Genomic DNA, 26401 nt, shown 5'->3' on the forward strand with positions numbered 1-26401 from the left:
AATCGGGGTACGCTCAGTGGCGATGGGCACCAATCGCCGACCGGCCACCCCGGAGGAAGCGCGCGCGCTGGCCTCCGCCGTCCGCCTGCGCATCCTGCGGATGTGCCTCGATGACGCGCTGACCAACAAGGAGATCGCCGCCCGCCTGGAGGCCAATCCCGCCACCGTGCTCCACCACGTGCGCACCCTGGTCAACACCGGCTTCCTGGTGGCCGAGCCGTCCCGTCCGGGCCCACGCGGCTCGGTGGAGATCCCCTATCGCGCCACCGGCAAGTCCTGGGAGATGGACGTCAGGGAGGCCGGGGTCCCCGGGGGCAGCGACGCCATGATCGACGCCTTCCTCCAGGAGATCAGGCTCGTCCCGGTCGAGGAAGCCATCCTGACCCGGCTGGGCCTGCGCCTGACGGAGGAGGAGCTGAAGGAGCTGATCGAGCGCATGCAGGCGCTGTTCGAGGAGTACAAACAGCGCCCGGTCGCGCCCGACGGCGTGCCCTATTCCGCGTTCTTCGCCCTCCACCGCGACGTCTCGCGCGAGCCCTGAACCACGACGTGCTGCCCGACCTCGTGACACTTGACGCGGTCGCAGCCCGCAGCCCGCAGCCAGTCCGCCAGCTGTGAAGCCGTCGGCAGGCCGCCGCCCTGGGTGTGCCAGAGGTTGAGGTCGAAGCCCGCGGCGAAGGCGCCCGCGCCCGCGCGGCTCTCCACGACGACCACCCGCTCCCCCGCGACCGCCGCCCTGGCCACGATGCCGGCGGCCTGCCCCGCGGGGAAGCCGTGCAGCACGTTGCAGAGCAGCACCACGTCGTGACCGGCGCCGAGGGGGTCGTGGCGCAGGTCGCCGACGCGCCACTCGATGCGCCGGTGCGTGTGGCGCACCGGCTGCGGCAGGTCCACGACGGTCGCGGTCAGTCCTGGGTGGGCCCGGCAGAAGGCGGCGCTGTACTCCCCGTGCCCCCCTCCGAGGTCGAGCAGGCGCAGCGGCCCTCCAGGCAGTTCGACCAGGGCCACCACCTGGTCGGCCAGCCCGCTCGCCATGCCCTTCTGCAGCGCCTGGAACCTCGCCGACACCTCGGGACGGCCACCGAGCCAGGAGTAGAAGTCACCGCGCGGTTCATCCTTCCGTACGGCATGCGCCAGATCCGCCCAGAGCTCGCCCAGGATGGCCTGCCAGACGAGCATCACGTCGAGCTGCGCGGTGCACCGGTAGCCGCCGTCCGCGCGTTCCAGGTTGCCCGTGGCCTCCAGGAACGCCAGCAGCCGTGACAACCCCTCGCCCGGCACTCCGAGGTCGAGGGCGAGCCGCTCGGCACTCCTGGGCTCGGCGGACGGCCCGGCGGACGGCTCGGCGGACAGCGCCTCGAACAGGCCCAGCCGCACCCCGGCGGCGACCGCCTGGAGGGCCATCGCGCCCACGAGGTCAGATTCGAGCGGCATCGCGCACTCCTTGTCGCAGTCTGAGCGCGGTGACGAGGGCCAGCGCGGCGAGCAGCACGGCGTCGAGCAGGAGCACGAACGCGATGCCCCGGCCGGGGCCGGTGCCGACGAGCGCGCCGAAGCTCCCGGCGAGCGCGCCGTCCGGCATGAGCAGCGGCCCGGTGACGAACTCGGCGAACGGCGCGGCCAGCAGGTAGGCCACCGGGGTGGCGGCGCTGCCCAGGGAGTTGGCGGTGCCGAGCACGCGGCCCAGCAGGTCGCGGTCGACCGCGCTCTGCAGCACGGCCTGGGCGCAGCCGTTGACGACGGGAAGCGTGAACAGGAAGGTGGCGGCCGCCGCGCCGACCAGCAGCGGCGAGGGCTGCAGCGTGTGCAGGAAGAGCGCGACGCAGCCGACGCCCATGAACACGGCCATGCCGCCGATCCGGTCGCGCGGGCCGCCCCAGGCGCCCATGACCAGGCTGCCGCAGAACATGCCCGCGCCGCCCGCCAGCATCAGCACGCCCAGCACGCCGGCGTCGGCGAACGACAGGATCAGCGGCTGCACCAGGACGCCCGCCGTGGCGAAGGCGAAGTTGAAGCCCGACTGGACCAGCACCAGGCCCAGCAGCTCCGGCCGCGAGCGCAGGTGGCGCCAGCCCTCGGAGAAGTGCCCGCGTTCGGGGCTGGGCGCCTTGACCACCGTGGCGGGCAGCCGCACCACCAGCAGCGTCAGCACGGCGACGGCGAAGGTGGCCAGGTCGATGAGGAGCACGCCGGCCAGCCCGACGCCGACCATGAGCGCTCCCGCCAGGACGGGCGCGGCGATCTGGGCCGCCCAGGCGACCTGCATGAGCCCGTTGGCCCTGGCCAGGTGGCGTTCGGGGATGAGCAGCGGCGTCATGGCCTGGTAGGTCGTCAGGTGCACGGCGGCGCAGGCGGCCGTGATCGCCGTGGCCACGCAGACGTGCCAGACCGCGAGCAGGTCCGCGCCCGCGAGCAGGGCCACGGCCAGCGTCGGGGCGGCGGCCAGGCAGTCGGTGACGACGAGCACCACGCGCCGGTCGAAGCGGTCGACCAGGACCCCGGCGACCGGTCCGACGAGGATGCCGGGCACCAGCCCGCACAGCAGGACCAGCGCGAACTGGGTGGGCGAGGAGGTGCTCTGGTAGACCCACACGCCCAGCACGAACCCCGTCAGCGCCGAGCCGACGCCCGACAGCAGCGAGGCTGCCCAGACCACGGCGAAGCGGGTCACGTCGCTGTTCATGCGCCGTACCTCGCGGGGATGCGGTCGCCGAACCGCTCGCGGTAGGCGCGCTCGTGGACGGGGTCGTCGCGCAGGAAGGGGAAGTCGCTGGCGACCATCTGCCGGATGGCCAGCAGCGGCACCGGGCTGGCCAGGGGCAGGAAGTCCTGGTTCCACAGGCCGGACTTGCCGGGCGGGCCCGGGTGGAATTCCCCGATCATCAGGCCGTCGCGGACGTAGTCGTCCTTGAGGAGGCGCTGGGCCTCGTCGATGACCTTCGTGTCGAGCAGGTCGGGGAAGAGCGCCAGGACCGTGCGGAACTGCGGCGCGACGCCGTCGGGGGGCGCGAGCCTGACGAACCAGTCGCGGTAGCCCGCCAGGAACGCGGCCGCCTGCGCGGCGGTGGGCGCGCCTGGGCACAGGGCCATCAGGAAGGCGCCGCGGTCGAGCGAGGTCTGCACGTACGGGCAGACCGGCCCGTTGCGTCCCAGTTCGGGATGGGGGCGGCAGAGGTACTCGCGGGCCCAGGCCACGATGTGGCGCAGCGCCCGCCCGTGCTCGTGGTCGCGGTAGGGGCCGTGATCGAGGTCGCCGAGCTCCAGGAGCACGCGTGAGGGGTCAGCGGGATCGGTGAGCATGTCCGGTGTTCCTTCCGGCGAGCTTGGTCAGGGCGGCCAGGCCCAGCCCGGCCGTCACCGCAGCGGCGCCCCAGCGCAGGATCGCCTCCTGCTTTCGGGCTCTGGCCAGCGCGTCGGCGTAGGGCGTGGTGGTGTGGGAGATCATCGTGTAGAGCGGCCGCCAGCGGCCCGGGAGCAGCCGGGCCAGCAGCAGGTCGGCCCGCTTGCGCGCGGCGTGCAGCGGCGAGGCGACCCGCTGGCGCAGTTCGACGAAGTTCTCCCGCGACAGCTCGTCGAGCACGTCGGTGTGCGGCCTGCGGGCGCTCTCGAAGGCGGCGAAGGAGTCGAGGCGGGCGTCCAGCAGGAGGCAGTCCTCCAGGGCCGCGTTCATGCCCTGCCCGTAGAAGGGGTAGACGGCGTGGCAGGCGTCGCCGATCAGGACGACCTTGTTCTCGTGGTGCCAGGGCGTGGTCCTGACCGAGACCAGGTGGCCGACGGGGTTGGCGGCGAACTCCTTGGCCAGGTCGGGCAGGAGCGGCAGCGCGTCGGGGAAACGCTCGGCGAAGAACGCCTCGGGGTCGGTGATGGCCTCCAGCTCGTCGTAGGGCAGGAAGAGCGTGGCGGTGAGGGAGGTGTCGCGGTTGGGGTGGGCGACGATCAGCCCGTCTCCGCCCGGCCACACGTGCAGCGCCTCCAGCCGGAACCCCGCGTTCGCGATCATGGTCAGTTCCTTGTAGCCCCAGGGCAGGAACTCCTGGTGGTGGTCGGCGCGCAGGCCGCGGTGCAGGTGGGCGCGGACGGTGGAGAAGGCGCCGTCCGCGCCGACGACCGCGTCGCCGTGGATCCACTCGCCCTCCACCTGGAGGGCGGGCGCCTGCCTGTCAAGGTCGGTGACGCGCCGCCCGAAGTGGAAACGCGCGCCCAGGCCGTGCGCGTGGTCGATGAGGAGGGTGACCAGGTCGCGGCGGAGCACCGAGTGGAGGATCTCCTCGTCGTGCGTGCCGTACGGGTGGAAGGAGGTACGGCCGGCGGCGTGCACGACGCGGCCGCGCATCGGCACGGTCAGCGGGCGGACCCGGTCCATCAGCCCGGCGTGCTCCAGGGCGAGCACGCCGCGGGCCGACAGGCCCAGGTTGATCGAGCGGCCCTCCGCGTCGTCGCCGCCGCGCGGGTCGGGGCGGCGCTCGAAGACGTCGACCCGGTGCCCGCGCGCGGCCAGGTAGCAGGCGAGCAGGCTGCCCGCGGGTCCGGCGCCGGCGATCAGGAAACGCATCGGTCAGCTCCTTGCCAGGACGCCGGTGGCGACCAGGTGATCGAGGTGGGCGTCGAGCAGGTCGCGGGCGTCGGGGCAGGCTCCGGCGAGCTGTTCCGTCCGGGTGCAGTCGAAGGCCGGGCCCTTCGACCCGCCGTACTCCGCGAAGAAGCGCGGGTAGGCGGCGATGGGCAGCGCCTGGCCCTCCGCCAGGCGCCGGCGCACCTCGGCGCGCCAGCCGTCGCCCGGCATCAGGCGCACGGGGAAGCCTCGGGCGGACAGGCTCGCGGCGATCCTGCCCGAGCCGAGCGTGCGCGGGTTGTAGTAGTGGAAGTCGCCGGTGGCGCCGGTGCGGGCGAGCCAGGCGATGGCGGCGGCCACGTGGTCGACGGGCGCCAGGTCGAGCTGCTCGCCGTCGGGCACGGCGCCCAGCTCGGCGCAGGTGGCGAAGAAGCGGCCGAGGAAGTCGCCCGCGGGCAGCGCGCCGGTGCGGGTGTCGCCGGCGATCCTGGCCGGCCGGTGGATGGCCACCGGCAGCCCGGCGTCGCGGGCCGAGGCGGCCAGCCGGTCGGCCACCCACTTGCTCTGGTCGTAGCCGGGATGCAGCAGGCTCGGGTCGGGCAGCGGGTCGCCCTCGCGCACCACGCGCTCGCCCGGCGTCAGGTGCACGCCGAGCGTGGAGACGTGGTGCACGGGGATGGCGCGCGGCCCGCGGCAGGCCAGGCGCAGGACCTCCAGGGTGCCGCCGACGTTGGCGTCGCGCAGCCTGGCGTACGGCCGGGCGAAGTCGACCAGGCCGCCGCTGTGCACGATGAGGTCGAGCCGCCCTGACAGGTCGCCGCTCAGCCCGAGCCCCGGCAGCGCGAGGTCGCCCGGCACGGCGACGACCCTGCTGCCGTCGCCTTCGAGGCCGTAGCGCGCGAGGTTGGCGAGCAGCCGTTTGTGCGGCTCGTGGCCCCTGACCAGGCAGTGCACGGTCACCTCGGGGTCCGACAGCAGCTCGGCCAGCAGGTAGGCGCCCAGGAATCCGGTCGCGCCGGTCAGCAGGACCCGCCGGTTGCCGGTGACCCTGCCCGCCGGGACCGTCAGGCCCGGTGGCAGCACGGCGTCGGCGTGCAGGTCCTGCTCTCGCGGGGTGTGCGCGCCGTCGATCCTGGCGGCCAGTTCCGCCAGGTCGGCGGCGGCGAAGAAGTCGGCGAGCTCCAGCTTCGCCCCGGTGCGCGCCGCGATGCGGTTGACCGTCTTGGGCGAGAGCAGGGAGTGGCCGCCGAGGTCGAAGAAGTTGTCGCGGCGGCCCGCCCTGACGCCGAGGGTCTCCTCCCACGCGGCGGCCACCGCCCGCTCGGTCGGGCTCGCGGGGCCCTCGTACGGCACGGCGTCCGCGGCGGGCTCGGGCAGGGCGGCGTAGTCGATCTTGCCGTGCGGCGTCATCGGGAGCGCGGCCAGGTGCACCACGTCCTGGGGGATCATCGCGGACGGCAGCCTCTCGGCCAGGAAGGAGCGCAGCTCGGCCCGGGTGACCGTGGAGCCGGTCAGGTAGGCGACGAGCCGCTCGCGGCGGGCGGCCACCACCGCCTCCCTGACGCCGGGACAGGCCAGGCAGGCGGCCTCCACCTCGCCGGGCTCGATGCGGACGCCGTTGATCTTGAGTTGCCTGTCGACGCGGCCGAGGAACTCCAGCAGGCCGTCGTCGCGCCACCTGACCAGGTCGCCGGTGGCGTACATCAGGCCGTCGGAGGCGAACGGGTCGGAACGGAACCGTTCCTCGGTCAGCTCGGGACGGCCCAGGTAGCCCCTGGCCAGGCACGGCCCGCCCAGGTGCAGCTCGCCCGGCACCCCGATGGGGGCGGGACGGCCGTGGCGGTCGAGCACGTAGGCGGCCACGTGCGGCAGCGGGACGCCGATGGGCAGGTGGGCGGCGCGTTCGCCCAGCTCGGAGCCGTCGACGGTGCGGTAGGCGGTGGCGCACACGGTGGCCTCGGTGGGGCCGTAGTGGTTGTAGAACGCCGTGCGGCCGCCGGTCAGGCGCGCCCACGTGCGCAGGCGGTCCATCGGGACGCTCTCGCCGCCGACCATCACGGTGGTCAGCGGTCCGGGGTCGACGTGCGGTTCGTCGGCCAGGTCGTCGACCCACTGCCTCCACAGGGCCACGGGGACGTCCACCATGGTGATGCCCTGCTCGCGGCACAGGCGCAGGAGGTCGTGGCCGGTGAGGGCGAAGGGGTCGGCGTGCAGCACGACGGCGGCGCCGGAGGTCAGGGCGGGGTAGAGGTCGCCCGCCGAGGCGTCGAAGCTCAGCGGCGGGGTCATCAGGACCCGCTGGCCCGGGCCGAAGCCGTGCAGGCCGACGAAGGCGGTGGTCAGCCGGGCGAGGGTGTCGTGGCCGACGACGACGCCCTTGGGCTCGCCGGTCGAGCCAGAGGTGTAGATCACGTAGGCGGGGGCCGGGTCGGCGGGAGCCGCCGGGGCGGTCCCGGGGCCCTCGCCCAACTCGGCCACGGTGACCTGCGACGTGCCCGGATCGGTCGCCGTGATCGCCAGGGTCGCTTCGCAGTCGGCCAGCAGCGCGGCCAGGCGCGCGGGCGGCTGGCCCGGGTCCAGCGGCACGTAGGTGGCGCCCGCCTTCAGCACGCCGAGGAGGGCGACGACGGCCTCGGGACCGGCCCGCAGGCACACCGCCACCCGCTCGCCCGGCCGTACGCCACGGGCGGCCAGGCCCGCGGCCAGCGCCTCCGACCGCGCGTCGAGCTCGCCGTAGCTCAGCGTCTCGCCGGCCGTGATCAGCGCGGGCGCGCCGGGGTCGGCCGTGGCCCGCTCGGCGAACAGCTCGTGCACCGCCCTGACCTGGTCCGGCCTCTCCTCAGGGCGGCGCACCAGCAGGGCCAGCTCGTCGGCGGGCAGCATCTCCAGCTCGCCGATCCGCGCCGCGGGCCGGGCGGTCATCTCCACCAGCAGCCGCTCCAGGTGGCCCGCCATCCGTTCGACGGTGCCGCGTTCCAGGACGTCGGTGCTGTAGGTGAACAGCAGCCGCAGCTCCTCTGGCGCGGCCACGACGTCGAGCGCCAGGTCGAACTTGGCCGGGGCGAGCCCCGACAGCACCGGCTCCCCCACCAGCTCGCCCAGCCGGAACGGCGGCCCGCCCGGCAGGCTGAGCATCATCATCGTCTGGAACACCGGCGGCACCGCCGGATCCCGCCCCACGCCCAGTTCCCCCACGACCTGCTCGAACGGCACGGCGGCATGGCCGAAGCCGCGCAGCAGGCGCCTGCGCACCCTCTTGAGCAGCTCGCCGACGCCGGGATCGCCCGTCAGGTCCGCGCGCACCGCCAGCGTGTTGATGAACAGCCCGAAGACCTGCTCGGACGCCTCGTCGTCGCGGCCGGCGACCGGGGTGCCGACGCAGAAGTCGTCCTGCCCGGTGTGCCGGTGCAGCAGCACCTGGTAGGCGGCCATCAGCGCCATGAACGGTGTGCAGCGTTCCGCCCTGGCCAGCCGCCCGAGTCCGGCCCACACTCGGGCGGGCACGCGGTGCACGACCATCGCGCCGCGGCTGCTGCGGGCGGCGGGCCGCGGCCGGTCGAGCGGCAGTTCCAGCACCGGGGCCGCGGCCAGCTCCTCGCGCCAGAAGTCCAGGTCCGCGTGGTGGTCGCGCTCCGGCGCCAGGTACGGCACGGCGGCGGCCTCGGGCGGCGGCGCCCCGGAGGCGTGGGCCCGGTAGAGCTCGTCGAGCTGCGGGAACATCACGTGCTCGACCGACCAGGCGTCGCCGATGATGTGGTGCATCACCAGGACCAGCACGTGCTCGCCGGGTTCCAGGCGCAGGACACTCGCCCGCACCAGGGGCCCCGCGGCCAGGTCGAAGGGGGCGTTGGCGCGCTCGGCCACGGCGGCGTCGAGGTCGGCGCGCTTCACGGCGGCCAGCTCGACCGGGATCGGCCGCGCGGCCCTGACCACGGCGACGGGCCCGCCGTCGGCCTCGGGGAAGACCGTGCGGAGCGCTTCGTGCCGCGCGGCGAACCCGGTGAGCGCGCGGGCGAAGGCCGCCACGTCCAGCGGGCCGCGCAGCCGTACCGCGACGACCATGTTGTAGCTGGCGTCGCCGCCCGCTAATCGGTCGAGGAACCACATACGTCTCTGGGCGGGGGAGAGAGGCGACATGAGTCTCCCTGAGGAATAACTCTTAAGAAAGTTTCCTATTAATTGGCTTGATGCTACATACCGCGACGCAGGTCGACAAGGACTCTGCATCCCTTATGGCGCAGGGGTTTCCGCGTCTTGCGCACGGGCGGCGCATGTGGTTCCCTTCCACGTATCTGTAAGGGTTCTTTCCCGTTTCGAGGCCTTCGTGATGACCCTCACCGCTCGCTTCGCCGGGCTTCAGGACCGGCACGGACCGCTCACCATGGGCCAGGCGAACATGGCCCGCTGCGTTCGGCGCGACCCGCCGGAGCACATGAACTTCCTGGCGATCAAGTGGCTGCCGCGCCGGGCGACGCGTGACGACGTCGTGCGCGCCACGGAACTGCTGCTGGCCAGGCACGAAGGGTTGCGCACCACCTGGGAGGAGCGGGGCCAGCACGCCCACGGCTCGGGCGAGCTGGCGATCGCCGTGCACGAGACCGACGGCTCACCCGCCGACCTGGCCCAGCAGGCCGGGGAGCGATTACGGGCCGAGCGCTTCGACCTCGAGGGCGAGTTCCCGCTGCGGATGGCGCTGGTGTGCCGTCAGGGCGCGCCCCGGCTGGCCGTCTTCGTGCTCCCGCACACCGCCGTCGACGCGATCAGCCTGGCCCAGGTGCTGCAGGAGTGGGAACGCCTGCTGCTGGGCGCCGAGATCCCGGCGAAGCCTCCCGTGCAGCCCATCGACCTGGCCGAGCAGGAACACACGCCCGAGTCGCGCAAACGCGCCGACGCGACGATCCGCCACTGGCGCGAGGGCCTGGGCCGAGCCCCGCAGACGATGTTCCCGATCGCCTTCGACACCGAGCACGCCCTGCTCCCCCGCCTGCGCGTACGCTCCGCCACGGCGGCCGCCGCCTTGGAACGTGCTACCAGGCGCACCGGGGCCAGCCGCTCGATCATCGTCATGGCCGCCTTCGGCGCGCTGCTTGGCCTGCGCACCGGCCAGCCCGCCTGCCTGCTGGCCTCCCTGTCGAGCAACCGCACCAGGCCCGCCCTGCGCGGCCACATCGGGCCGCTGGCCCAGGACGCGCTGATCGTCGCCGACCTGCGGGCCGCCACGTTCGACGAGCTCGTACGCCGCTTCCGCGTCGCCGCGCTCAGCGGCTACCAGCACAGCCGCTTCGACTCCGACCGCCTGTGGAACACGATCGACACGCTCGACGAGGAACGCGGCACCCGCTACGCCCGCGACTGCGTCTACAACGACATGAGCCTGCAGGCCGCCTCCACCGGGGAGCCGCCGCCCGAGCAGGAGGCCGAGCTCGACTGGCTGGAGCCCGCCTCGCTGCCGGCGAACCTGTCGCTCTGGGTCAACCGCCTCGACGAGAGCGAGCTGGAGCTGCTCCTGTGGGTCAGCCCGCGGGCCCTGGCACGCGCCGAGGCCGAGCGGTTCTCCCGCGGGCTGATAAGGCTGCTGGTCGAGGCGGGTGAGCACATCGTGGACCTGGCCGACCTGCGCAAGCTCACCGACGTGACGCCCGCGGCCTACGGTCCGGGATGGGTGCGCTCCGAAGGCTCGTGGGTGCGCCCCGCCGCCGTGCGCGAGCTGGTGGAGTCGGCCGTGCCGGGCTGCCGGGCCAGGGTCGTCGTCAACGACGACACCACCCTGACCTGCCACCTCACCGGCACCGACCTGGCTCAGGAGGAGCTGCGCCGCCTGTGCAGGAGCGGGCTGGCGGCCCGAGCCGACGCGATCGTGCCGCACACGTTCGTCACTCCAGCTCCACCGCCACGCTGAGCACGTCGCCGGGCTCCAGCACGAACTCCTCCACCGAGCCCACGGCGCACAGGTCGTCGGCGGCCAGCCGTACGAGCGCGAACTCGGGGCCGGTCACCGTCAGCCTGGAGATCTCCGCCCGCATGGAGAGCTTGGCGGCCGACTTGGCCTTGCGCACCTGGCGCAGCACCTCGGAGGCGACGGTCAGCACGGCAGGGTCGCCGCTCGCGCCGCCGGGCTCCGGCCACGAGGCACGGTGCACCGAGCCCTCGCGCCACCACGACCACACCTCCTCCGTGACGAACGGCAGGAACGGCGCGAACAGCCGCAGCTGCACGTCGAGGGCCTGGCGCAGGGCGCCGAGCGCCGACGCCGAGCCCTCGTAGGCCCTGGCCTTGACCAGCTCCAGGTAGTCGTCGCAGAAGGACCAGAAGAACCGCTCGGTGACCTCCAGTGCGCGGGCGTAGTCGTAGGACTCGAACGCCGCGGTCGCCTCGCGGACGGCCTGGTCGAGCTGGGCGAGCATCGACAGGTCGACCGGCTCGGTGACCTCGCCCGCGGCGTCGGGGAAGGTCAGGACGAACTTGGAGGCGTTGAGGATCTTGATGGCCAGCCGGCGGCCGATCTTCATCTGGCCCACGTCGAAGGCGGTGTCGGTGCCCGGGCGGCCACCGGCGGCCCAGTAGCGCACGCCGTCGGAGCCGTACTCCTCCAGCAGCCCGAGCGGCGTGGTGACGTTGCCCTTGGACTTGGACATCTTCTTGCGGTCGGGATCGAGGATCCAGCCGGAGATGGCCACATTCGACCACGGCAGGCCGGAATTCTCCTGGTGGGAGCGGACGACCGTGGAGAACAGCCAGGTGCGGATGATCTCGTGCGCCTGCGGGCGCAGGTCCATCGGGTAGACGCGGGAGAACAGGTCGGGGTCGCTCTCCCAGCCCCCGGCGATCTGCGGCGTCAGCGAGGAGGTGGCCCAGGTGTCCATGACGTCGGGGTCGCCGACGAAGTCGACGCCGCGCTGCTCCTCGGTGTAGCCGGGCGGCACGTCCGAGGAGGGGTCGACGGGCAGCTGGTCGAGCGAGGGCAGGATCAGGGAGCCGTCGTGCACGGAGTACCACACCGGGATCGGCACGCCGAAGAAGCGCTGGCGCGAGATGAGCCAGTCGCCCGCCAGGCCGCGCACCCAGTTGTCGTAGCGCACCTTCATGTGCGGCGGGTGCCAGGCCAGCTCGGCGCCGCGCGCCAGCAGCGCCTCGCGCAGCTCAGGGTCGCGCCCGCCGTTGCGGATGTACCACTGGCGCGTCGTGACGATCTCGAGCGGCTTGTCGCCCTTCTCGTAGAACTTCACCGACCGGCTGACCGGCCGCGGCTCGCCGTCGAGGTCGCCGGACTCGCGCAGCATCTCGACGATGCGCTCGCGGGCGCTGTGCACGGTCTTGCCCGCCAGCTCCTTGTACGGCGCCGGCTCCACGCCGTCGGGCGGCTCGGGCAGCAGGCGGCCGTCCCAGCCGATCACCGGGCGGGTCGGCAGCCCCAGCTCGCGCCACCAGGTGACGTCGGTCAGGTCGCCGAAGGTGCAGATCATGGCGATGCCGGTGCCCTTGTCGGGCTCGGCCAGGTGATGGGCGAGCACCGGCACCTCGACGCCGAACAGGGGCGAGAGCACGGTCGTGCCGACGAGAGCGGAGTAGCGGGAGTCGTCGGGATGGGCCACCAGCGCCACACAGGCAGGGATCAGCTCGGGCCTGGTGGTCTCGATGAAGACCGGGCCCTGGTCGCCGTAGAAGGAGACGCGGTGGAACGCTCCCGGCCACTCCCGGTCTTCGAGCTCGGCCTGGGCGACGGCGGTGCGGAAGGTCACGTCCCAGAGCGTCGGCGCGGAGGCCCGGTAGGCCTCGCCGCGCTCCAGGCCCCGCAGGAACGCCAGCTGGGAGGCGCGGCGCGAGGTGCCGTCGATGGTGGCGTAGGTCATGCTCCAGTCGACCGACAGGCCGAGGCGCCGCCACAACTCCTCGAAGGCGCGCTCGTCCTCGATCGTCAGCCGCTCGCACAGGTCGATGAAGTTGCGGCGGGAGATCGAGACCGGGTTCTTGCCGGGCTTGTCCGGAGGCTCGAACGCCGGGTCGTAGGGCACCGACGGGTCGCAGCGCACGCCGAAGTGGTTCTGCACCCGGCGCTCTGTCGGCAGGCCGTTATCGTCCCAGCCCATGGGGTAGAAGACCGCACGGCCGCGCATGCGCTGGAAGCGGGCGACGGTGTCGGTGTGGGTGTAGGAGAAAACGTGTCCGACGTGCAGGGATCCGGAAACGGTCGGCGGTGGCGTGTCGATCGAGTAGACCTGCTCGCGCTGGGCCGTACGGTCGAAGCGGTAGGTACCGTCGGCTTCCCATCGGGCTACCCATACCTGCTCCAGCCCATCGAGAGTCGGCTTCTCGGGCATGGCGGCATGAGTGGGATGAGTCATGCCTCCACATGCTAGGGCCTGCAGAGGGAATAGGGTTTGAACATGGCAGATGATAAGCCGGACATCGCGTGGCGGGTGGTTGGCGGCCTGCTGGGTCTGGTCACCGCTTGGGGGGCCAAGAAGATCCTCGGGTACGTATGGGTGAAGACGACGGGCAAGGAGCCGCCCGTCGACTCCGAGTCCGACGAGGTCAGCATGGCCGAGGCGATCGGCTATGCGGTCGTCATGGGCGTGGGCATGTCGGTGGCGCAGATCGTGGTCAACAAGACCGCCAAGAAGCGTTACACCGCCTGGAAGGCGCTCAAGACTCCAAAGCCGTGAGGAACTCGCCGGCCCACCTGTCGACGTCGTAGGTCGACACGCGGCGCCGCATGGCGCGCATCCTGCGGGCCACCTCGTGAGGGGTGGCCCGCATGGCCGCCAGGATCTGGCGCTTGACGCCCTCGACGTCGTAGGGGTTGACCAGGTAGGCCTGGCGCAGCTCGTCGGCGGCCCCGGCGAACTCACTGAGCACCAGCGCGCCGCGCAGGTCATGGTGGCACGAGACGTACTCCTTGGCCACCAGGTTCATGCCGTCGCGCAGCGGGGTGACCACCATGATGTCCGCGGCCAGGTATAGCGCCGCCAGCTCGTGCCGGTCGTAGGCCTGGTGCAGATACTGGATCGGCTGGTGGCCGAGCATCGAGTGCATGCCGTTGATGCGGCCCACCTGCAGCTCGATGTCGTCGCGCAGCCGCCGGTACTCATCGACGCGCTCGCGGCTCGGCGTCGCGATCTGCACGAACACCGCCTCGCCCGGCTCCATCTGCCGCTCGTCGAGCAGTTCCCCGAAGGCCTCCAGCCGCGTGCCGATGCCCTTGGTGTAGTCGAGCCGGTCCACGCCGAGCAGCAGGTGCTCGGGGTCTCCGAGCTCGAAGCGGATCTCCTTGGCCCGGTGCACGATCTGCGGGTCGCGGGAGAGCTTGTCGAGCTCGCCGAAGTCGACCGAGATCGGGAAGGACTGCGCGGTCACCACGCGGTCCTCGTGGAAGATCTCGTTGCCCTTGTACGGCAGGCCGAGCAGCCTGCGGCACAGGCGGATAAAGTTGGAGGCGCCTCCCGGCCGCTGGAAGCCCACCAGGTCGGCGCCGAGCAGGCCCTTGACCAGCTCGGTGCGCCACGGCAGGCGCCAGAACAGCTCCACGGGCGGGAAGGGGATGTGCAGGAAGAAGCCGATGCGCAGGTCGGGGCGGCGCTCGCGCAGCATCTGCGGCACGAGCTGCAGCTGGTAGTCCTGCACCCACACCACGGCGCCGGGCGCTGCCGCCGCGGCGGTTGCCTCGGCGAAGCGCAGGTTGACGGCCTTGTAGGTCTCCCACATCTCCCGCGAGAAGACCGGCGGCGCGACCACGTCGTGGTAGAGCGGCCAGAGCGTGGCGTTGGAGAAGCCCTCGTAGTAGAGCTGGACCTCCTCCTCCGACAGCGGGATCGGGATGAGGTTCATGCCGTCGTCGTGGAAGGGCTCGAGCTCCTCGCCGGGCGCGCCGTGCCAGCCCAGCCAGGCTCCGTCGCGGCTCTGCATGACCGGCGCGATCGCGGTCACCAGCCCACCCGGACTGCGGCGCCACGTCGCCGTGCCGTCAGGCCCGACCGAGCGGTCGACCGGCAACCGGTTGGCCACTATCAGGAACGAGCTACGGCTTCCCATGCAGATTCAAACCTCCACCGTCACGACTCTGAGGAGCCGCGAAGGCGGCTCAGGGGGCCCTACCCACTGTGCCCAGAACTAGGGCAAACAAACACAATCGTCACTTCTGGGTAGTGATCCTCATCACTCAGTCGAACTCCACGCGCACCTCTGGCGAGGTGGGCTGCGACTGGCACGACAGCACGTACCCGGCCTCCACCTCGCGCTTCTCCAGCGCGTAGTTGCGCTCCATCTCCACCTGCCCGCTCAGCAGGCGCACCCTGCACGTGCCGCACACACCGCCCCGGCAGGCGTAGGGCGCGTCGGAGCGCACCCGCAGGGCCGCCGACAGCAGCGTCTCGCCCTCGTGCAGCACCACCTCGCTCGTGCGGCCGTCGAGGCGGAACTCCAGCCGGGCGCCCTCCTGCGTGACGTGCGGGCGCTCGACCGGCTGTCCGGCGTAGAACAGCTCGTGGTGGACGGGCCGCTCCCCCATCACCCGCCTGACCGTCTCGACCAGGCCGATCGGCCCGCACACGTAGTGCTCGTCGCCCTCGCCCAGCATGCCGAGGATCGTGCGCAGCCTGGCCTCGTCGAGCCTGCCGCTGCAGACCGGGGCCTCGGTCTGCTCCCTGCTCAGCACGTGCACCAGGGCGAGACGCGGGCCGTACCTGTCCTTGAGGTCGCCCAGTTCCTCGGCGAACATCACCTCGCGCGCCGTGCGGTTGGCGTAGACCAGCGAGAACCTGCTCGACGGTTCGGCCGCCAGCGTCGTGGCCGCCAGCGACACCACCGGGGTGATGCCGCTGCCGGCGGCGACGGCCACGTGATGGCGCCGCGCGGCCGGGTCGAGCGGCACGTGGAAGCGCCCGGCGGGCTCCATCGCCTCCAGCACGTCGCCGGGCCGGAGCGCGGCGTTGGCGTAGGTGCTGAACGCCCCGCCGTCGAGGCGCTTGACCGCGATGCGCAGCGGCCCACCGGCGGGCGAGCAGATGGAGTAGCTGCGCCGGATCTCCAGGCCGTCGAGGAACACTCTGATGTTGAGATGCTGGCCCTGCACGAACGGCACACGCTCGGCGAAGGTGATCGCGACCGCGTCGTCGGTGAGCCGGTCGACGGCGGCGACGGTCAGGGGATGGAAGCGCGCCACCGCTCAGATCTCCTTGACGTGGTCGAACGGCTCCAGGCAGGCCCGGCAGCGGTGCAGCGCCTTGCAGGCCGTCGAGGAGAAGCGGCTGACCAGCTCGGTGTCGGGCGAGCCGCAGCGCGGGCAGCGCACCGACAGCACCAGGTCGACGGCGCCCGTCCGCCTCGGCGGCGCGATGCCGTGCTCGCGCAGCTTCTCGCGGCCCTCCTCGGTGATCCAGTCGGTGCTCCAGGGCGGCGAGAGCACGGTCGTGACCGTGGCGCCGGGAAGGGCCCTGGCCAGGTCGTCGCGGATCGCCGAGAGCGCCGGGCAGCCGGAGTAGGTCGGGGTGATGACCACCTCGAACCGGCCGTCGGCCAGCTCGTTGACCTCGCGCACGACCCCCAGCTCGCCCAGTGTCAGCACGGGCAGCTCGGGATCGGGCACGTCGCCGGCGATGCGCCTCGCCTCGGCCAGGCTCACCATCGGGCCCCCGGGTGCGCCCTGTGCAGCACCTGCAGCTCGGCCAGCAGGGGCGCGAGGTGCTCGGTGTGCTCGCCGCGCCGCCCGCCCTCTCGCTGGGCGACGTCGGGGACGGCCAGCGCGGCCTCCTGCAGGACGCCCAGCACGAACGGCGAGGGCAGCGACAGCTCCCCGGTGAAGGGCCACAGCGCCTCCAGCGCGGCCGTCGTGCGCCGGTGCGACTCCTGCGTGCCCAGGCCCAGCCGCAGTGTCCACAGGCGGGCGTAGTCGCGGTGGTAGGCGATCTCCTTGACGCCCTTGGCGGCCACATCGTCGTCCGGATGCCGCTCGTACAGGTCGAACAGGAAGTCGGAGAACAGCAGGTGACGCACGATCGTGTGGGCGAAGTCGCCGTTGGGCTGCTCGACGAGCAGGCAGTTGCGGAACTGCCCGGGCTCGCGCAGGTAGGCCAACTCGTCCTCGTCGCCTGCCCGCGACAGCAGCAGCCGGGCCTGGCCCAGCAGGTCGAGGGCGAGGTTGGCCAGGGCGACGTCCTCCTCCAGCGTGGGCGCCCTGGTGACCCACTGGCACAGCCGCTGGGAGAGCACCAGGCAGTCGTCGCCGATCTCCAGCGGATCCATCACAGGTGCTCCACCCCCTCCGGCAGCTCGTAGAAGGTCGGGTGGCGGTAGGGCTTGTCGGCGGCGGGGTCGAAGAACGACTCCTTGTCGTCGGGCGAGGAGGCCGTGATCTGGTCGGCGGGAACGACCCAGATGCTGACGCCCTCCTGCCGCCGGGTGAACAGGTCACGCGCGTGGCGCAGGGCCAGCTCGGCGTCGGGGGCGTGCAGGCTGCCCGCGTGCACGTGCGACAGGCCCCGCTTGGGGCGTACGAACACCTCCCACAACCTCATCGCGCGCTCCGCGCCGCGTAGGCCTGCGCCGCCTCGCGCACCCAGGCGCCGTCGTCGTGGGCGTTCCTCCGGTGGGCCATGCGCTCGCGGTTCATCGGGCCGTCTCCCGCCAGGACCCGCTTGAACTCGCCCCAGTCGATCTCGCCGAAGTCGTAGTGGCCGCGCTCGGCGTTCCACCGCAGGTCGGGGTCGGGCAGGGTGAGCCCGAGGATCTCGGCCTGGGGCACGCACATGTCGACGAAGCGCTGGCGCAGGTCGTCGTTGGAGTGGCGCTTGATCTTCCAGGCCATCGACTGCGCCGAGTGGGTGGACTCGGTGTCGGGCGGGCCGAACATCATCAGCGACGGCCACCACCAGCGGTCGACCGCGTCCTGGGCCATGCTCTTCTGCTCGGGCGTGCCGTGGGCCAGGGTGTGCAGGAGCTCGTAGCCCTGGCGCTGGTGGAAGCTCTCCTCCTTGCAGATGCGCACCATCGCGCGGGCGTAGGGCCCGTAGGAGCAGCGGCACAGCGGCACCTGGTTGACGATCGCGGCACCGTCGACCAGCCAGCCGATCGCGCCCATGTCGGCCCAGGTGGGGGTGGGATAGTTGAAGATCGAGGAGTAGCGCTGCCGCCCGTCGTGCAGGGCGTCGAGCAGTTCCTCCCTCGACACGCCCAGCGTCTCGGCCGCGCCGTACAGGTAGAGGCCGTGCCCGGCCTCGTCCTGGACCTTGGCCAGCAGGATCGCCTTGCGCTTCAGGGAGGGCGCGCGGGTGATCCAGCTGCCCTCCGGCTGCATGCCGATGATCTCCGAGTGGGCGTGCTGGGCGATCTGCCTGATCAGCGTCTTGCGATACGAATCAGGCATGTCGTCGCGAGGTTCGACCCGCTCGTCGGCGTCTATGAGGTCCTGAAATGTCACCATTGGTAGAACCCCCTCCCCGTCTTTCTTCCCAGTTCACCGCGCGCAACCATCCGGCGCAGCAGTTCCGGCGGCTCGAACCGGGGCCCGAGCCGGCCGTGGAGGTGGTCGGCGATCGCCAGGCGCACGTCGAGACCCACCAGATCGCCCAGCCGCAGCGGCCCCATCGGATAGCCGTAGCCCAGCGTCATGGCGGTGTCGATGTCGTCGGGCGAGGCCACGCCCTCCTCGACCATGCGGATGGCCTCCAGCCCGAGCAGCACGCCCAGGCGGCTGGTGGCGAAGCCGGGCGAGTCGTTGACCACCACGGCGGTCTTGCCCAGCAGGCCGACGTAGCCGCGCACCTGCTCCAGCACCTGCGTCGCCGGGGTCACCACCAGCTCGACCAGCCGCTGGACCGGCACCGGGTTGAAGAAGTGCATCCCGAGGAACCGCTCCGGCCGCTTCAGCGCCGCCGACAGCTCCGTGATCGACAAGGAGCTGGTGTTGGTCGCCAGCACCGCGCCCTCGTGGACCTGCTCCTCGACCTCGGCCAGCACCGACGCCTTCAGCCCCGGGTCCTCGGGCACCGCCTCGATCACCAGGTCGCTGTCGTACGGCACGGCGCCGACCGTCAGCCTGCCCAGGGCCTCGTCGGCGCTGCCGCCGCCCTTGGACTCCGCCGTGCGCAGCCCCCTGCCGATGGCCGGGGCCGGGTCGGTCAGCGGGTCGCGCACCGCCACGTGGGCACCGGCGCTCAGGAAGACCTGGGCGATGCCGGAGCCCATACGGCCCGCGCCGATGACGGCGACCCTCATGCGTGCCGCCGTGACTGCACGACGTGGAAACGCCCGGCCACGAAGCCGGGATCGGTCAGCGAGGCCGTGGCCGCCGGGTTGGCCCCGGTGCCGTGGTAGTCGCTGAAGGCCGCGGACTGGTTGACGAAGACGCCGCCGGTGAGGTTGCACGACAGGTTGACCCCGGCGTCGACCGCCGCCCGCTCGGCGTCGCCGAGCACCTGCTCGCTGGTGGAGTAGACCGACGCCGTCAGCGCGCCCCTGGCCTTGACCGTGCGCCGCAGCAGCTCCAGGCTGTCGGCGGTGCCGGAGGTCGGGATCACGAAGGCGATCGGCCCGAAGTGCTCCCTGCCGTAGACCTCGGGGTCGCTCGTCTTGATCAGGGTCGGGGTGCGGACGACCGCGTCGGGGAAGGCCGGGTGCTTCAGCGCCCTGGACTCCAGGATCACCTCGCCCAGCGAAGGCGCGCTGTCGACGCGCGACAACACGCCGTCGTTGACGATCGCGCCGGTCAGCTCGACGGCCCGCGCGTCGTCGCCGAGCAGCTTGCCCAGCGCCGCCGACAGGCCCTGGCAGACCTCGTCGAAGCTGCGGTGACCCTCGTCGGTCTCGATGCCCTGCTCGGGGATGAGGATGTTCTGCGGCGCGGTGCACATCTGGCCGCTGTAGAGCGACAGCGAGAAGGCGATGTTGCCGAGCATGCCCCGCAGGGAGTCGGTGGAGTCGACGACGATCGTGTTGACCCCGGCCTTCTCGGTGTGCACGAGCGCCTGGCGGGCGTTGCGCTCCAGCCAGTCGCCGTACTCCGTGGAGCCGGTGAAGTCGACGATGCGCACGTCGGGGTGGGTGGCCAGGTCGGAGGCCAGGCCCCGGCCCTCCTCCGGCGCCAGTTGCACCAGGTCGGGGTCGAACCCGGCCTCGGCGAGCACGTCGCGGCAGATCCCGACCGTGATCGCCAGCGGCAGGATCGCCCCCGGGTGCGGCTTGACGATGACGGGGTTGCCGGTGACCAGGCTCGCGAACAGCCCCGGGTAGGCGTTCCAGGTCGGGAAGGTGTTGCAGCCGATGACGACGCCGACGCCGCGCGGCACGACGGTGAAACGCTTCTCCATGACCAGCGGGTCGCCCTTGGCGGGCTTGCTCCAGCGGGCCGCGTCGGCCGCGGCGGTCATGGCCGCGTAGCCGTAGGCGATCGCCTCCAGCGCTCGGTCCTGCGCGTGCGGGCCGCCGGCCTGGAAGGCCATGACGAAGGCCTGGCCCGTGGTGTGCTGGACGGCGTTGGCCAGCTCGAAGCTGCGCTTGTTGACGCGGTCGACCATCTCGACGCAGGCCAGCGCCCTGGCCTCGGCCCCGGCGTCGCGCCAGGCCGGCACCGCCTTGCCCGCCGCGGCGACCAGCGTCTCGGCGCTCGCCGACGGGTAGGTCACCCCCAGGTCGAGCCCGTACGGCGACCGCTCGGCCCCCACGGGCTCACCCGCCTGTTCGAGCGGGAAGGGCTTGCCGAGGTAGGCCTCGAAGGCACGTTTGCCCTCGTCGGCCGCGCCCTCGCCGTACACCCTCGGGCTGGGCGACTCGGGGTAGGCGCTCCAGTAACCACGCTCCGCGATGGCCTTCAGTGCCTGGTCCAGAGTCTCGCGGTGCTGCTCGTACATACGCTCACCCCTGTCTTGACAGGATCCGCCGGACGTTGAGATGTTTACCGAACATTCGGTCAGTTGACAAGGGAGACTTCCGTTGGATAACGCGCGCCGGATGTTCGAGGCCGACACGGCCTCCCTTTCGCTCGGCATCGAGCTGCTCTCGCTGGAGGCCGGCCGGGCCGTCTGCCGCATGCCCGTCACCAAGCAGATGATCAACGGCCACGCGCTCTGCCACGGCGGCTACGTCTTCCTGCTGGCCGACACCGCCTTCGCCTGCGCCTGCAACAGCCACGGTCCCGTCACCGTCGCGGCGGGCGCCGACATCACGTTCGTCCGCTCCGCGCACGAGGGCGACGTGCTGACCGCCGAAGCCGCCGAACGGGTGTCGTACGGCAGGAGCGGCATCTACGACATCACCGTGCGCGACGCCGGCGGCGAGGTGGTCGCCGAGTTCCGCGGCCGGAGCAGGGAGCTGCCCCATGCACGTTGACGAGCTCAGGGAACTGCAGCTGAAGCGGCTGCAGTGGACGCTGCACCACGCCTACCGCAACGTCCCCTTCTACCGCGAGAGGTTCGACTCCTCCGGTCTCCACCCGAACGACCTCAAGTCGCTCGACGACCTGCGGCACTTCCCCTTCACCACCAAGGACGACCTGCGGGCGCACTACCCCTACTGCATGTTCGCCGTGCCGCGCGAGCGCATCGCCCGCGTCCACGCCTCCAGCGGCACCACCGGCAGGCCCACCGTCGTCGGCTACACCCGCAAGGACCTCGACACCTGGGCCGAGGTGATGGCCCGCTCCATCGAGGCCGCGGGCGGGCGGCCAGGCGACGTCGCGCACATCGCCTACGGCTACGGCCTGTTCACCGGCGGCCTGGGCGCCCACTACGGCGCCGAGCGGCTGGGCTGCACCGTCGTGCCGGTCTCCGGCGGCATGACCCCGCGCCAGGTGCAGCTCATCATCGACTTCCAGCCGTCGATCATCATGGTCACGCCCTCCTACATGCTGGCGATCCTCGACGAGTTCGAGGCGCAGGGCATCGACCCGCGCTCCACCTCGCTGCGCGTCGGCCTGTTCGGCGCCGAGCCGTGGACCGAGGAGATGCGGCGCGAGATCGAGGAGCGTTTCGCCATCGACGCCGTCGACATCTACGGCCTGTCCGAGGTGATGGGGCCCGGAGTGGCCCAGGAGTGCGTCGAGACCAAGGACGGGCTGCACATCTGGGAGGACCACTTCTACCCCGAGACCGTCGACCCCTTCACCGGCGACCTCGCCGGCAGCGGCGAACTGGTCTTCACCTCGCTCACCAAGCAGGGCATGCCCGTCATCCGCTACCGCACCCGCGACCTCACCACCCTGATGCCCGGCACCGCCCGGCCCGAGTTCCGCCGCATGAGCAAGGTCACCGGCCGCACCGACGACATGATCATCCTGCGCGGCGTCAACGTCTTCCCGACCCAGATCGAGGAGCTCGTCCTGCGCACCGCGGGCCTCTCACCGCACTTCCAGCTCGAGCTGACCCGGCCCGAGCGCCTCGACGTGATGACCGTCCGCGTCGAACGCCGCCCGGAGGCCGCCCGCCCCTCGCCCGAGCCGCTGCGCCACGCGATCAAGGACGTGGTCGGCGTGACGGTCGCGGTGGAGGTGGTCGAGCCGGAGACCTTGGAGCGATCGATGGGCAAGCTCAAACGAGTCATCGACAAGCGGGACAATTAATGACATGAAGCGCAGAGGGCACGATCCGGAATCGGTGCTGCGTATCGCCGTGGGCGTCTTCAACGAACGCGGCTACGACGGCACCAGCATGGAGGATCTCGCCCGCGCCCTCGGCGTCACCAAATCGGCCATCTACTACCACGTGCCAGGCAAGGAACAACTGCTCGGACGAGTGCTCGACGTGGCGCTCGACGGGCTCTTCACGATGATCGCCGACCCCAGGGCCTCCACCGGACGCGCCATCACACGCCTCGAATGGGTGGTACGGCAGAGCGTCACCATCCTCGTCGACCGCCTGCCGTACGTGAAGGTGCTGCTGCGCGTCCACGGCAACAGCCCGACCGAGACGCGGGCGCTGGAACGGCGCAGGGAATTCGACCGCTTCATCAGCGCCCTGGTCAAGGAGGCCGCCGGCGACGGGGACCTGCGGGGGGACGTCGACCCGGCGCTGGCCACGCGGCTGCTGTTCGGCACGGTCAACTCGATCGCCGAGTGGTACCAGCCGGAGCGGGGCGGATCGGCGGAGCAACTGGCGGACGCGGTCCTCAAGCTGACCTTCGACGGCCTCCGCGTCCCCTGACACGCGCCAGGCATGGGCCTTCCTTGTCATGGCGCTTCGCGCCCGGCGAGTCGGGCTCCCCTGCTTCGGGGGGGCCGAGCCCCCCAAGACCCCCAGCCGGGCCTGCGCCCCGGACCCCGCATGGCCGGCGTCGGCGAGGGGGTGCCTGTGGGAGCGGTTGGATGCGGCACACGGTGGGGTGTGCCTGGCACGCTGCTGGTCCAGGCGTTCTTGGGCCAAGGTTTGATGACACGTGGCAGTGAGTAGCTAGCCGACAGAATGATCTCCGCGTCGCTCTGCTGTATCCACGGCGCTGTGACACTCTCCCACTATCGAAACTCCACCTCTCGAGCCGAATCCCGTGCCCCGCCCCGCCCTTCTGGCGAGCATGGAGCGCAACCTCGCCGAGCACGCCTGCCACTTGCATCGCCACCTGCCAGCCGCCGCCGTCACGGAAACGCCCGATCTGCTGATCGCCGACAGTGGTCTTCACGATGACACCTTCAACCTCGTCGCCGGCGCCCGGTTCACCCCTGCCACCGCCCCCGCCCGCATCGCCGAGACGCTCCGGCGCCTGGTCTGCACCGGCCGGCCGTTCTCCTGGTGGGTCGGACCCGCGTCCACACCGCCGGGACTGCCCGGTCTCCTCTCCCGCGCGGGCCTGGGCGCGGCCGAGGCGGAGGTGGGGATGTGGCGGCGCTTGGACACCGCCCCGGCCCAGGCGTCAGGGCTGGAGGTCCGCGTCGTGGCGACCGTGGCCGAGCTCGACGACTACGCGGCCGTGGTGGCCGCGAAGCGGAGGTCTTCCACCACGCGGGTGTGGCCGGGCTCTACAACGTCGCGACTCTCGCCGCCGAGCGGCGGCGCGGGCACGGGGGCGCGCTGACCTCGGCCGCGCTGCGCACCGCGTACGACCTGGGGTGTCGGACCGTCGTGCTCCAGGCGTCCGCGCAGGGTGAGCCCGTCTACCGGCGGCTGGGGTTCGAGGCGTGCGGCGGGTTCACCGAGTTCGCCGTCAGGCCGGGGGCGAGCTGACGTAGTGGCCAGGCGACGGGCTGACGTAGTGGTGGAGGGTGGCGGGTTCGCCGGCGGCGTTGAGCCACGTCTCGCGGGTGGTGGCGACCCGGCGCCAGCCTGAGCGTTCGTAGAACCGCATCGCGGCGGCGCCCTCCGAGGAGACCCGCAGGGTGAGGGGGCCGGCGGCGGCGGCGCGCACGGTGTCGAGGAGCGTGGCCGCCAGGCCGCGCCCGCGGGCGGACGGGGTGACGAACAGGCGGCTGACTTCCATGGCGCGGGTGAGGATCACGTGGCCGGCGACGGCGCCGGAGTCGACCGCGATCCAGGCGCCGGCGATGTCGTCCGGGGTCAGCCAGGCCCCCGGGTCGGCCGGCCAGTCGACGGGGTAGCGGTCGGCGGCCTGGACACCGGCGAGGGCTTCGACGCAGGCCGGGAGGTCTTCTGGGGTGCGGGGGCGGATCTCCATCCGTGACAGCTTAGGAGAGCGGGCGGGCCGGCCCGGCGTGGCCCATGATGAGGGCGTGAGAACCTTTGATCGTTTACGCTCCGACCTCGCCACCGGGCGCAACCTTGAGATCTACGTCACCGTCGCCATCGCGCTGGGTGTGGGCGTGCTGGGCGTCGCCGGTGCCGTCGACGGCGCGGTGGTGAGCGCCGCCACGCTCGCCACGCTGGCGTTGCTGGCCGTCTCCGCGCTCGGGCCCCGCCAGCAGGCCGACGAGCTCAAGGAGCAGGTCTCCCAGCTCAACCGGCTCGTCCAGGAGAAGATCTCCGGGAACGTGTCGGCCGAGGCGTTCCTGACGACCACGCGGGCCGATCTGGAGGCGCAGGTCGCGCACGCGCACGACATCCGCCTGTCGGGCGTGACGCTGAGCCGTACGGTCCGCAACCTCGTCGGCCAGCTGGAGAGCAGGCTGATGCGCGGAGCGTCGGTCAGGGTCCTGCTCATCGACTCGGCGCCGGAGGTGCTGGACCAGGCGGCCAAGCGCAGCACGATCCCCGATCATCCCGAGGTGTTCGGGCACCGCGTGCGCGGGACGATGGACATGCTGCGGCACCTTGCGACCGTTCCCGGCGCCACCGGGTCGCTGGAGGTGCGGCTGATGAGGTTCGTGCCCGCCTTCGGCGTCGTGCTGATCGATCCGGAAGGCGCCGACGGGGTGCTGCACGTCGAGCTGGGCACGCACAGCTCGGGCGGCCCCGACCCGGTCTTCACGCTGAGCGCGCAGAAGGATCCGCGGTGGTTCCGCCACTTCAGCGGTGAGTTCGACCGCATGTGGGCGGCGAGCCGCCCGGCGGCGGTGGAGGACGGGTTCCCGGCACCCGCCTAGCGGGCGCGGTCAGGAGGTGATCTGGTCGCGCCGGGGCGCGGGCGGGAGCTTGCCCCGCAGGTCGTTGCGGATGGTCTCGCCTAGTTTCTTGGTGGCCGCGCGGTTCAGGGCCCCTCCCGCCACGGCTCCGGTGAGGAACGGGCCGAGCGTGGTCAGGTGTCGTCCCAGGGTGCGCATGAGGCGTTTGCGCAGCGCCGCCTTGGTGGCCGCACCCAGGGCGAGGGTGACGGACGCCGGGGCGAGGGGGTCGATGCCGCGCTGTCTGGCCCAGGCCGACGAGAAGGCGAAGGCACGCTGGGCGCCGCTGCCGTCGATGCGCACGCCGTACACCTCGTGCAGTTCGGCCAGCAGCTTGACCTCGATGGCCGCCACGACGATGGTCTCGGCGACCAGCTGGGCGGGGGCGGACAGGAGGAGGGGTGGGGCGGCGAACTCCGCTGCCGCCAGGGCGCCACCGACCGCGCCGACCGTCATCGTCGCCTTCTGCGCGGTGCGGACGAGATCGTCGGCTAGTGCTTCGCCGGTGAGGCCGTGGTGGTGCTCGGAGAGCGTCTGGAGATCCCTGATGGGGATGCGTGGTGCGATGTTGAGAAAGAGGTCGGCAAGCCAGCGGCCGCGGCCCACTCCCGTCGACTTGGCCTTCCTGGCGCCGTCGGAGACGGCCCGGGCCAGACGGCCGAGCAGTCTGCGACGCTCGGCCGGCTCCAGCTCCTCCTCGCCGGTGAGCCTGCCTACGAGTTCGCCGACCTCGTCACCGGGGTCGGCGATCTCCTTACCTGGTTGCTTGTCTTTCTCCGTGGACACGACGCGAAGCCTCCGTTCATGCGACGGTCGCTTGCTACCCCGAGCGTCGCCCTTCCATCGTCAGGCGGCGCACTCCCGGCAAACCTGCTGGCCGTTCTTCTCACTGGCCAGCTGGCTGCGGTGGTGCACCAGGAAGCAACGAGAACAGGTGAACTCGTCGGCCTGGCGCGGGATGACACGGAGCGAGAGCTCCTCGTTGGACAGGTCCGCGCCGGGCAGCTCGAGCGACTCGGCGAGGTCCGTCTCATCGATGTCGATGCTGCCGGAGGACTTGTCGGTGCGCCGCGCCTGGAGCTCCTGAAGGCTGTCCTCCCCCAGGTCGTCGTCGGTCTTGCGCGGGCTGTCGTAATCGGTCGCCATTGTGCTTACTCCATCCCCCTCATATCTGTGCGTGCGCCTTTTGCGCGTCGTGTAACGTCCGAGAGGCCCATCTTGTGCCCGTTCCGTCGGGGAGATTTTGGCAATCGGTACCCTTTGGGAGCGGTCGCCGAACCTCCCTACACGCCAGTGCCTTCTGCCGGAAGCGTGGGTAAGCCAAATATGGCCAAAACCACAGCTTTGGCGTCATGCACCACCGTGTTCGACGGCACATC

At 71.9% G+C, this 26401-nt stretch carries 26 protein-coding genes; 9 read left to right on the forward strand and 17 right to left on the reverse strand.

Translation table 11 applies throughout. The features are described 5' to 3' along the window. Positions 1-22: 22 nt before the first annotated feature. Positions 23-541 carry an ArsR/SmtB family transcription factor gene (locus ACIBH1_RS29100; RefSeq protein ID WP_397317135.1) on the forward strand — a complete coding sequence of 173 codons (519 nt, stop codon included), beginning with the start codon at positions 23-25 and terminating at the stop codon, positions 539-541. Here the strand turns inward: ACIBH1_RS29100 and ACIBH1_RS29105 are convergent. The 5 genes from ACIBH1_RS29105 to ACIBH1_RS29125 are packed head-to-tail and all read right to left on the reverse strand — an operon-like array spanning position 493 to position 8689. Continuing rightward, positions 493-1434 (reverse strand): methyltransferase, encoded by a 942-nt coding sequence (locus ACIBH1_RS29105; protein ID WP_397317136.1) that lies wholly within the window; start codon positions 1432-1434, stop codon positions 493-495. The two genes, ACIBH1_RS29100 and ACIBH1_RS29105, sit on opposite strands and share 49 nt — an antisense overlap. Beyond that, positions 1418-2683, reverse strand: coding sequence for an MFS transporter (locus tag ACIBH1_RS29110; RefSeq protein ID WP_397317137.1), 1266 nt, complete (start codon positions 2681-2683; stop codon positions 1418-1420). Before ACIBH1_RS29110 ends, ACIBH1_RS29105 begins: the two co-directional genes overlap by 17 nt. Beyond that, positions 2680-3300 carry a DUF6875 domain-containing protein gene (locus tag ACIBH1_RS29115; RefSeq protein WP_397317138.1) on the reverse strand — a complete coding sequence of 207 codons (621 nt, stop codon included), beginning with the start codon at positions 3298-3300 and terminating at the stop codon, positions 2680-2682. Before ACIBH1_RS29115 ends, ACIBH1_RS29110 begins: the two co-directional genes overlap by 4 nt. Then, entirely contained in the window at positions 3281-4552 is a 1272-nt protein-coding gene (locus ACIBH1_RS29120) for an FAD-dependent oxidoreductase (protein ID WP_397317139.1), read from the reverse strand. The genes ACIBH1_RS29115 and ACIBH1_RS29120 overlap by 20 nt, the downstream gene beginning before the upstream one ends. Positions 4553-4555: 3 nt before the next feature. Then, the gene (locus ACIBH1_RS29125) at positions 4556-8689 is read right to left on the reverse strand and encodes an amino acid adenylation domain-containing protein (protein ID WP_397317140.1); all 4134 of its coding nucleotides are present in this window, start codon (positions 8687-8689) and stop codon (positions 4556-4558) included. Positions 8690-8879: 190 nt separating this feature from the next. Here ACIBH1_RS29125 and ACIBH1_RS29130 point away from each other — a divergent pair, with 190 nt between their 5' ends. Then, positions 8880-10451, forward strand: a complete 1572-nt coding sequence (locus ACIBH1_RS29130) for a condensation domain-containing protein (RefSeq protein WP_397317141.1) — start codon at positions 8880-8882, stop codon at positions 10449-10451. Here the strand turns inward: ACIBH1_RS29130 and valS are convergent. Next, the gene (gene valS, locus ACIBH1_RS29135; RefSeq protein WP_397317142.1) at positions 10426-12894 is read right to left on the reverse strand and encodes a valine--tRNA ligase; all 2469 of its coding nucleotides are present in this window, start codon (positions 12892-12894) and stop codon (positions 10426-10428) included. The two genes, ACIBH1_RS29130 and valS, sit on opposite strands and share 26 nt — an antisense overlap. Before the next feature lie 42 nt (positions 12895-12936). On the opposite strand from valS, the gene ACIBH1_RS29140 reads away from it, so the two are divergent. Next, on the forward strand, positions 12937-13215 hold the full coding sequence (locus ACIBH1_RS29140; RefSeq protein WP_397317143.1) for a DUF4235 domain-containing protein: 279 nt from the start codon (positions 12937-12939) through the stop codon (positions 13213-13215). Here ACIBH1_RS29140 and ACIBH1_RS29145 read toward each other — a convergent pair. The 8 genes from ACIBH1_RS29145 to paaN all read right to left on the reverse strand — a co-directional run bounded on the left by ACIBH1_RS29145 (position 13196) and on the right by paaN (position 20391). Continuing rightward, entirely contained in the window at positions 13196-14581 is a 1386-nt protein-coding gene (locus tag ACIBH1_RS29145) for a trehalose-6-phosphate synthase (protein WP_397317144.1), read from the reverse strand. The two genes, ACIBH1_RS29140 and ACIBH1_RS29145, sit on opposite strands and share 20 nt — an antisense overlap. Positions 14582-14708: 127 nt before the next feature. Continuing rightward, positions 14709-15710 carry a 2Fe-2S iron-sulfur cluster-binding protein gene (locus ACIBH1_RS29150; protein ID WP_397317145.1) on the reverse strand — a complete coding sequence of 334 codons (1002 nt, stop codon included), beginning with the start codon at positions 15708-15710 and terminating at the stop codon, positions 14709-14711. A 3-nt stretch (positions 15711-15713) separates the two neighbouring features. Beyond that, positions 15714-16172: a 1,2-phenylacetyl-CoA epoxidase subunit PaaD gene (gene paaD / locus ACIBH1_RS29155; protein WP_397317146.1), complete on the reverse strand. Its 459-nt coding sequence runs from the start codon at positions 16170-16172 to the stop codon at positions 15714-15716. Then, a complete protein-coding gene (gene paaC, locus ACIBH1_RS29160; protein ID WP_397317147.1) occupies positions 16166-16789 on the reverse strand; it encodes a 1,2-phenylacetyl-CoA epoxidase subunit PaaC in 624 nt (207 codons plus the stop codon). Before paaC ends, paaD begins: the two co-directional genes overlap by 7 nt. After that, entirely contained in the window at positions 16789-17061 is a 273-nt protein-coding gene (gene paaB, locus ACIBH1_RS29165) for a 1,2-phenylacetyl-CoA epoxidase subunit PaaB (RefSeq protein ID WP_397317149.1), read from the reverse strand. The genes paaC and paaB overlap by 1 nt, the downstream gene beginning before the upstream one ends. Further along, on the reverse strand, positions 17058-17966 hold the full coding sequence (paaA, locus tag ACIBH1_RS29170; RefSeq protein ID WP_397317150.1) for a 1,2-phenylacetyl-CoA epoxidase subunit PaaA: 909 nt from the start codon (positions 17964-17966) through the stop codon (positions 17058-17060). Before paaA ends, paaB begins: the two co-directional genes overlap by 4 nt. Next, a complete protein-coding gene (locus tag ACIBH1_RS29175; protein WP_397317151.1) occupies positions 17960-18760 on the reverse strand; it encodes a 3-hydroxyacyl-CoA dehydrogenase family protein in 801 nt (266 codons plus the stop codon). The genes paaA and ACIBH1_RS29175 overlap by 7 nt, the downstream gene beginning before the upstream one ends. Next, the gene (gene paaN, locus ACIBH1_RS29180; RefSeq protein WP_397317152.1) at positions 18757-20391 is read right to left on the reverse strand and encodes a phenylacetic acid degradation protein PaaN; all 1635 of its coding nucleotides are present in this window, start codon (positions 20389-20391) and stop codon (positions 18757-18759) included. The genes ACIBH1_RS29175 and paaN overlap by 4 nt, the downstream gene beginning before the upstream one ends. A 100-nt stretch (positions 20392-20491) precedes the next feature. Between paaN and paaI the strand changes: the two genes are divergently transcribed. From paaI to ACIBH1_RS29205, 5 genes are all read left to right on the forward strand, one after another. Further along, the gene (gene paaI, locus ACIBH1_RS29185; RefSeq protein WP_397317401.1) at positions 20492-20869 is read left to right on the forward strand and encodes a hydroxyphenylacetyl-CoA thioesterase PaaI; all 378 of its coding nucleotides are present in this window, start codon (positions 20492-20494) and stop codon (positions 20867-20869) included. Continuing rightward, the gene (gene paaK / locus ACIBH1_RS29190) at positions 20859-22097 is read left to right on the forward strand and encodes a phenylacetate--CoA ligase PaaK (RefSeq protein WP_397317153.1); all 1239 of its coding nucleotides are present in this window, start codon (positions 20859-20861) and stop codon (positions 22095-22097) included. The genes paaI and paaK overlap by 11 nt, the downstream gene beginning before the upstream one ends. A 4-nt stretch (positions 22098-22101) precedes the next feature. Continuing rightward, a complete protein-coding gene (locus tag ACIBH1_RS29195; RefSeq protein WP_397317154.1) occupies positions 22102-22677 on the forward strand; it encodes a TetR/AcrR family transcriptional regulator in 576 nt (191 codons plus the stop codon). Between the two features lie 367 nt (positions 22678-23044). Beyond that, complete coding sequence (locus ACIBH1_RS29200; RefSeq protein WP_397317155.1) at positions 23045-23542, forward strand: hypothetical protein; 498 nt, start codon at positions 23045-23047, stop codon at positions 23540-23542. Then, positions 23476-23691 carry a GNAT family N-acetyltransferase gene (locus ACIBH1_RS29205; RefSeq protein WP_397317156.1) on the forward strand — a complete coding sequence of 72 codons (216 nt, stop codon included), beginning with the start codon at positions 23476-23478 and terminating at the stop codon, positions 23689-23691. Before ACIBH1_RS29200 ends, ACIBH1_RS29205 begins: the two co-directional genes overlap by 67 nt. Here ACIBH1_RS29205 and ACIBH1_RS29210 read toward each other — a convergent pair. Continuing rightward, on the reverse strand, positions 23672-24139 hold the full coding sequence (locus ACIBH1_RS29210; RefSeq protein ID WP_397317157.1) for a GNAT family N-acetyltransferase: 468 nt from the start codon (positions 24137-24139) through the stop codon (positions 23672-23674). The genes ACIBH1_RS29205 and ACIBH1_RS29210 overlap by 20 nt on opposite strands. A gap of 55 nt (positions 24140-24194) precedes the next feature. On the opposite strand from ACIBH1_RS29210, the gene ACIBH1_RS29215 reads away from it, so the two are divergent. Further along, positions 24195-25004 carry a hypothetical protein gene (locus ACIBH1_RS29215; RefSeq protein ID WP_397317158.1) on the forward strand — a complete coding sequence of 270 codons (810 nt, stop codon included), beginning with the start codon at positions 24195-24197 and terminating at the stop codon, positions 25002-25004. Between the two features lie 9 nt (positions 25005-25013). Here the strand turns inward: ACIBH1_RS29215 and ACIBH1_RS29220 are convergent, their stop codons facing one another. Then, positions 25014-25808 carry a hypothetical protein gene (locus tag ACIBH1_RS29220; protein WP_397317159.1) on the reverse strand — a complete coding sequence of 265 codons (795 nt, stop codon included), beginning with the start codon at positions 25806-25808 and terminating at the stop codon, positions 25014-25016. Between the two features lie 60 nt (positions 25809-25868). Then, positions 25869-26168: a DUF4193 domain-containing protein gene (locus ACIBH1_RS29225; protein WP_020542847.1), complete on the reverse strand. Its 300-nt coding sequence runs from the start codon at positions 26166-26168 to the stop codon at positions 25869-25871. Positions 26169-26401: the final 233 nt, after the last annotated feature.

This window comes from Nonomuraea sp. NPDC050663 (assembly GCF_044456985.1).
GTDB lineage: Bacteria > Actinomycetota > Actinomycetes > Streptosporangiales > Streptosporangiaceae > Nonomuraea.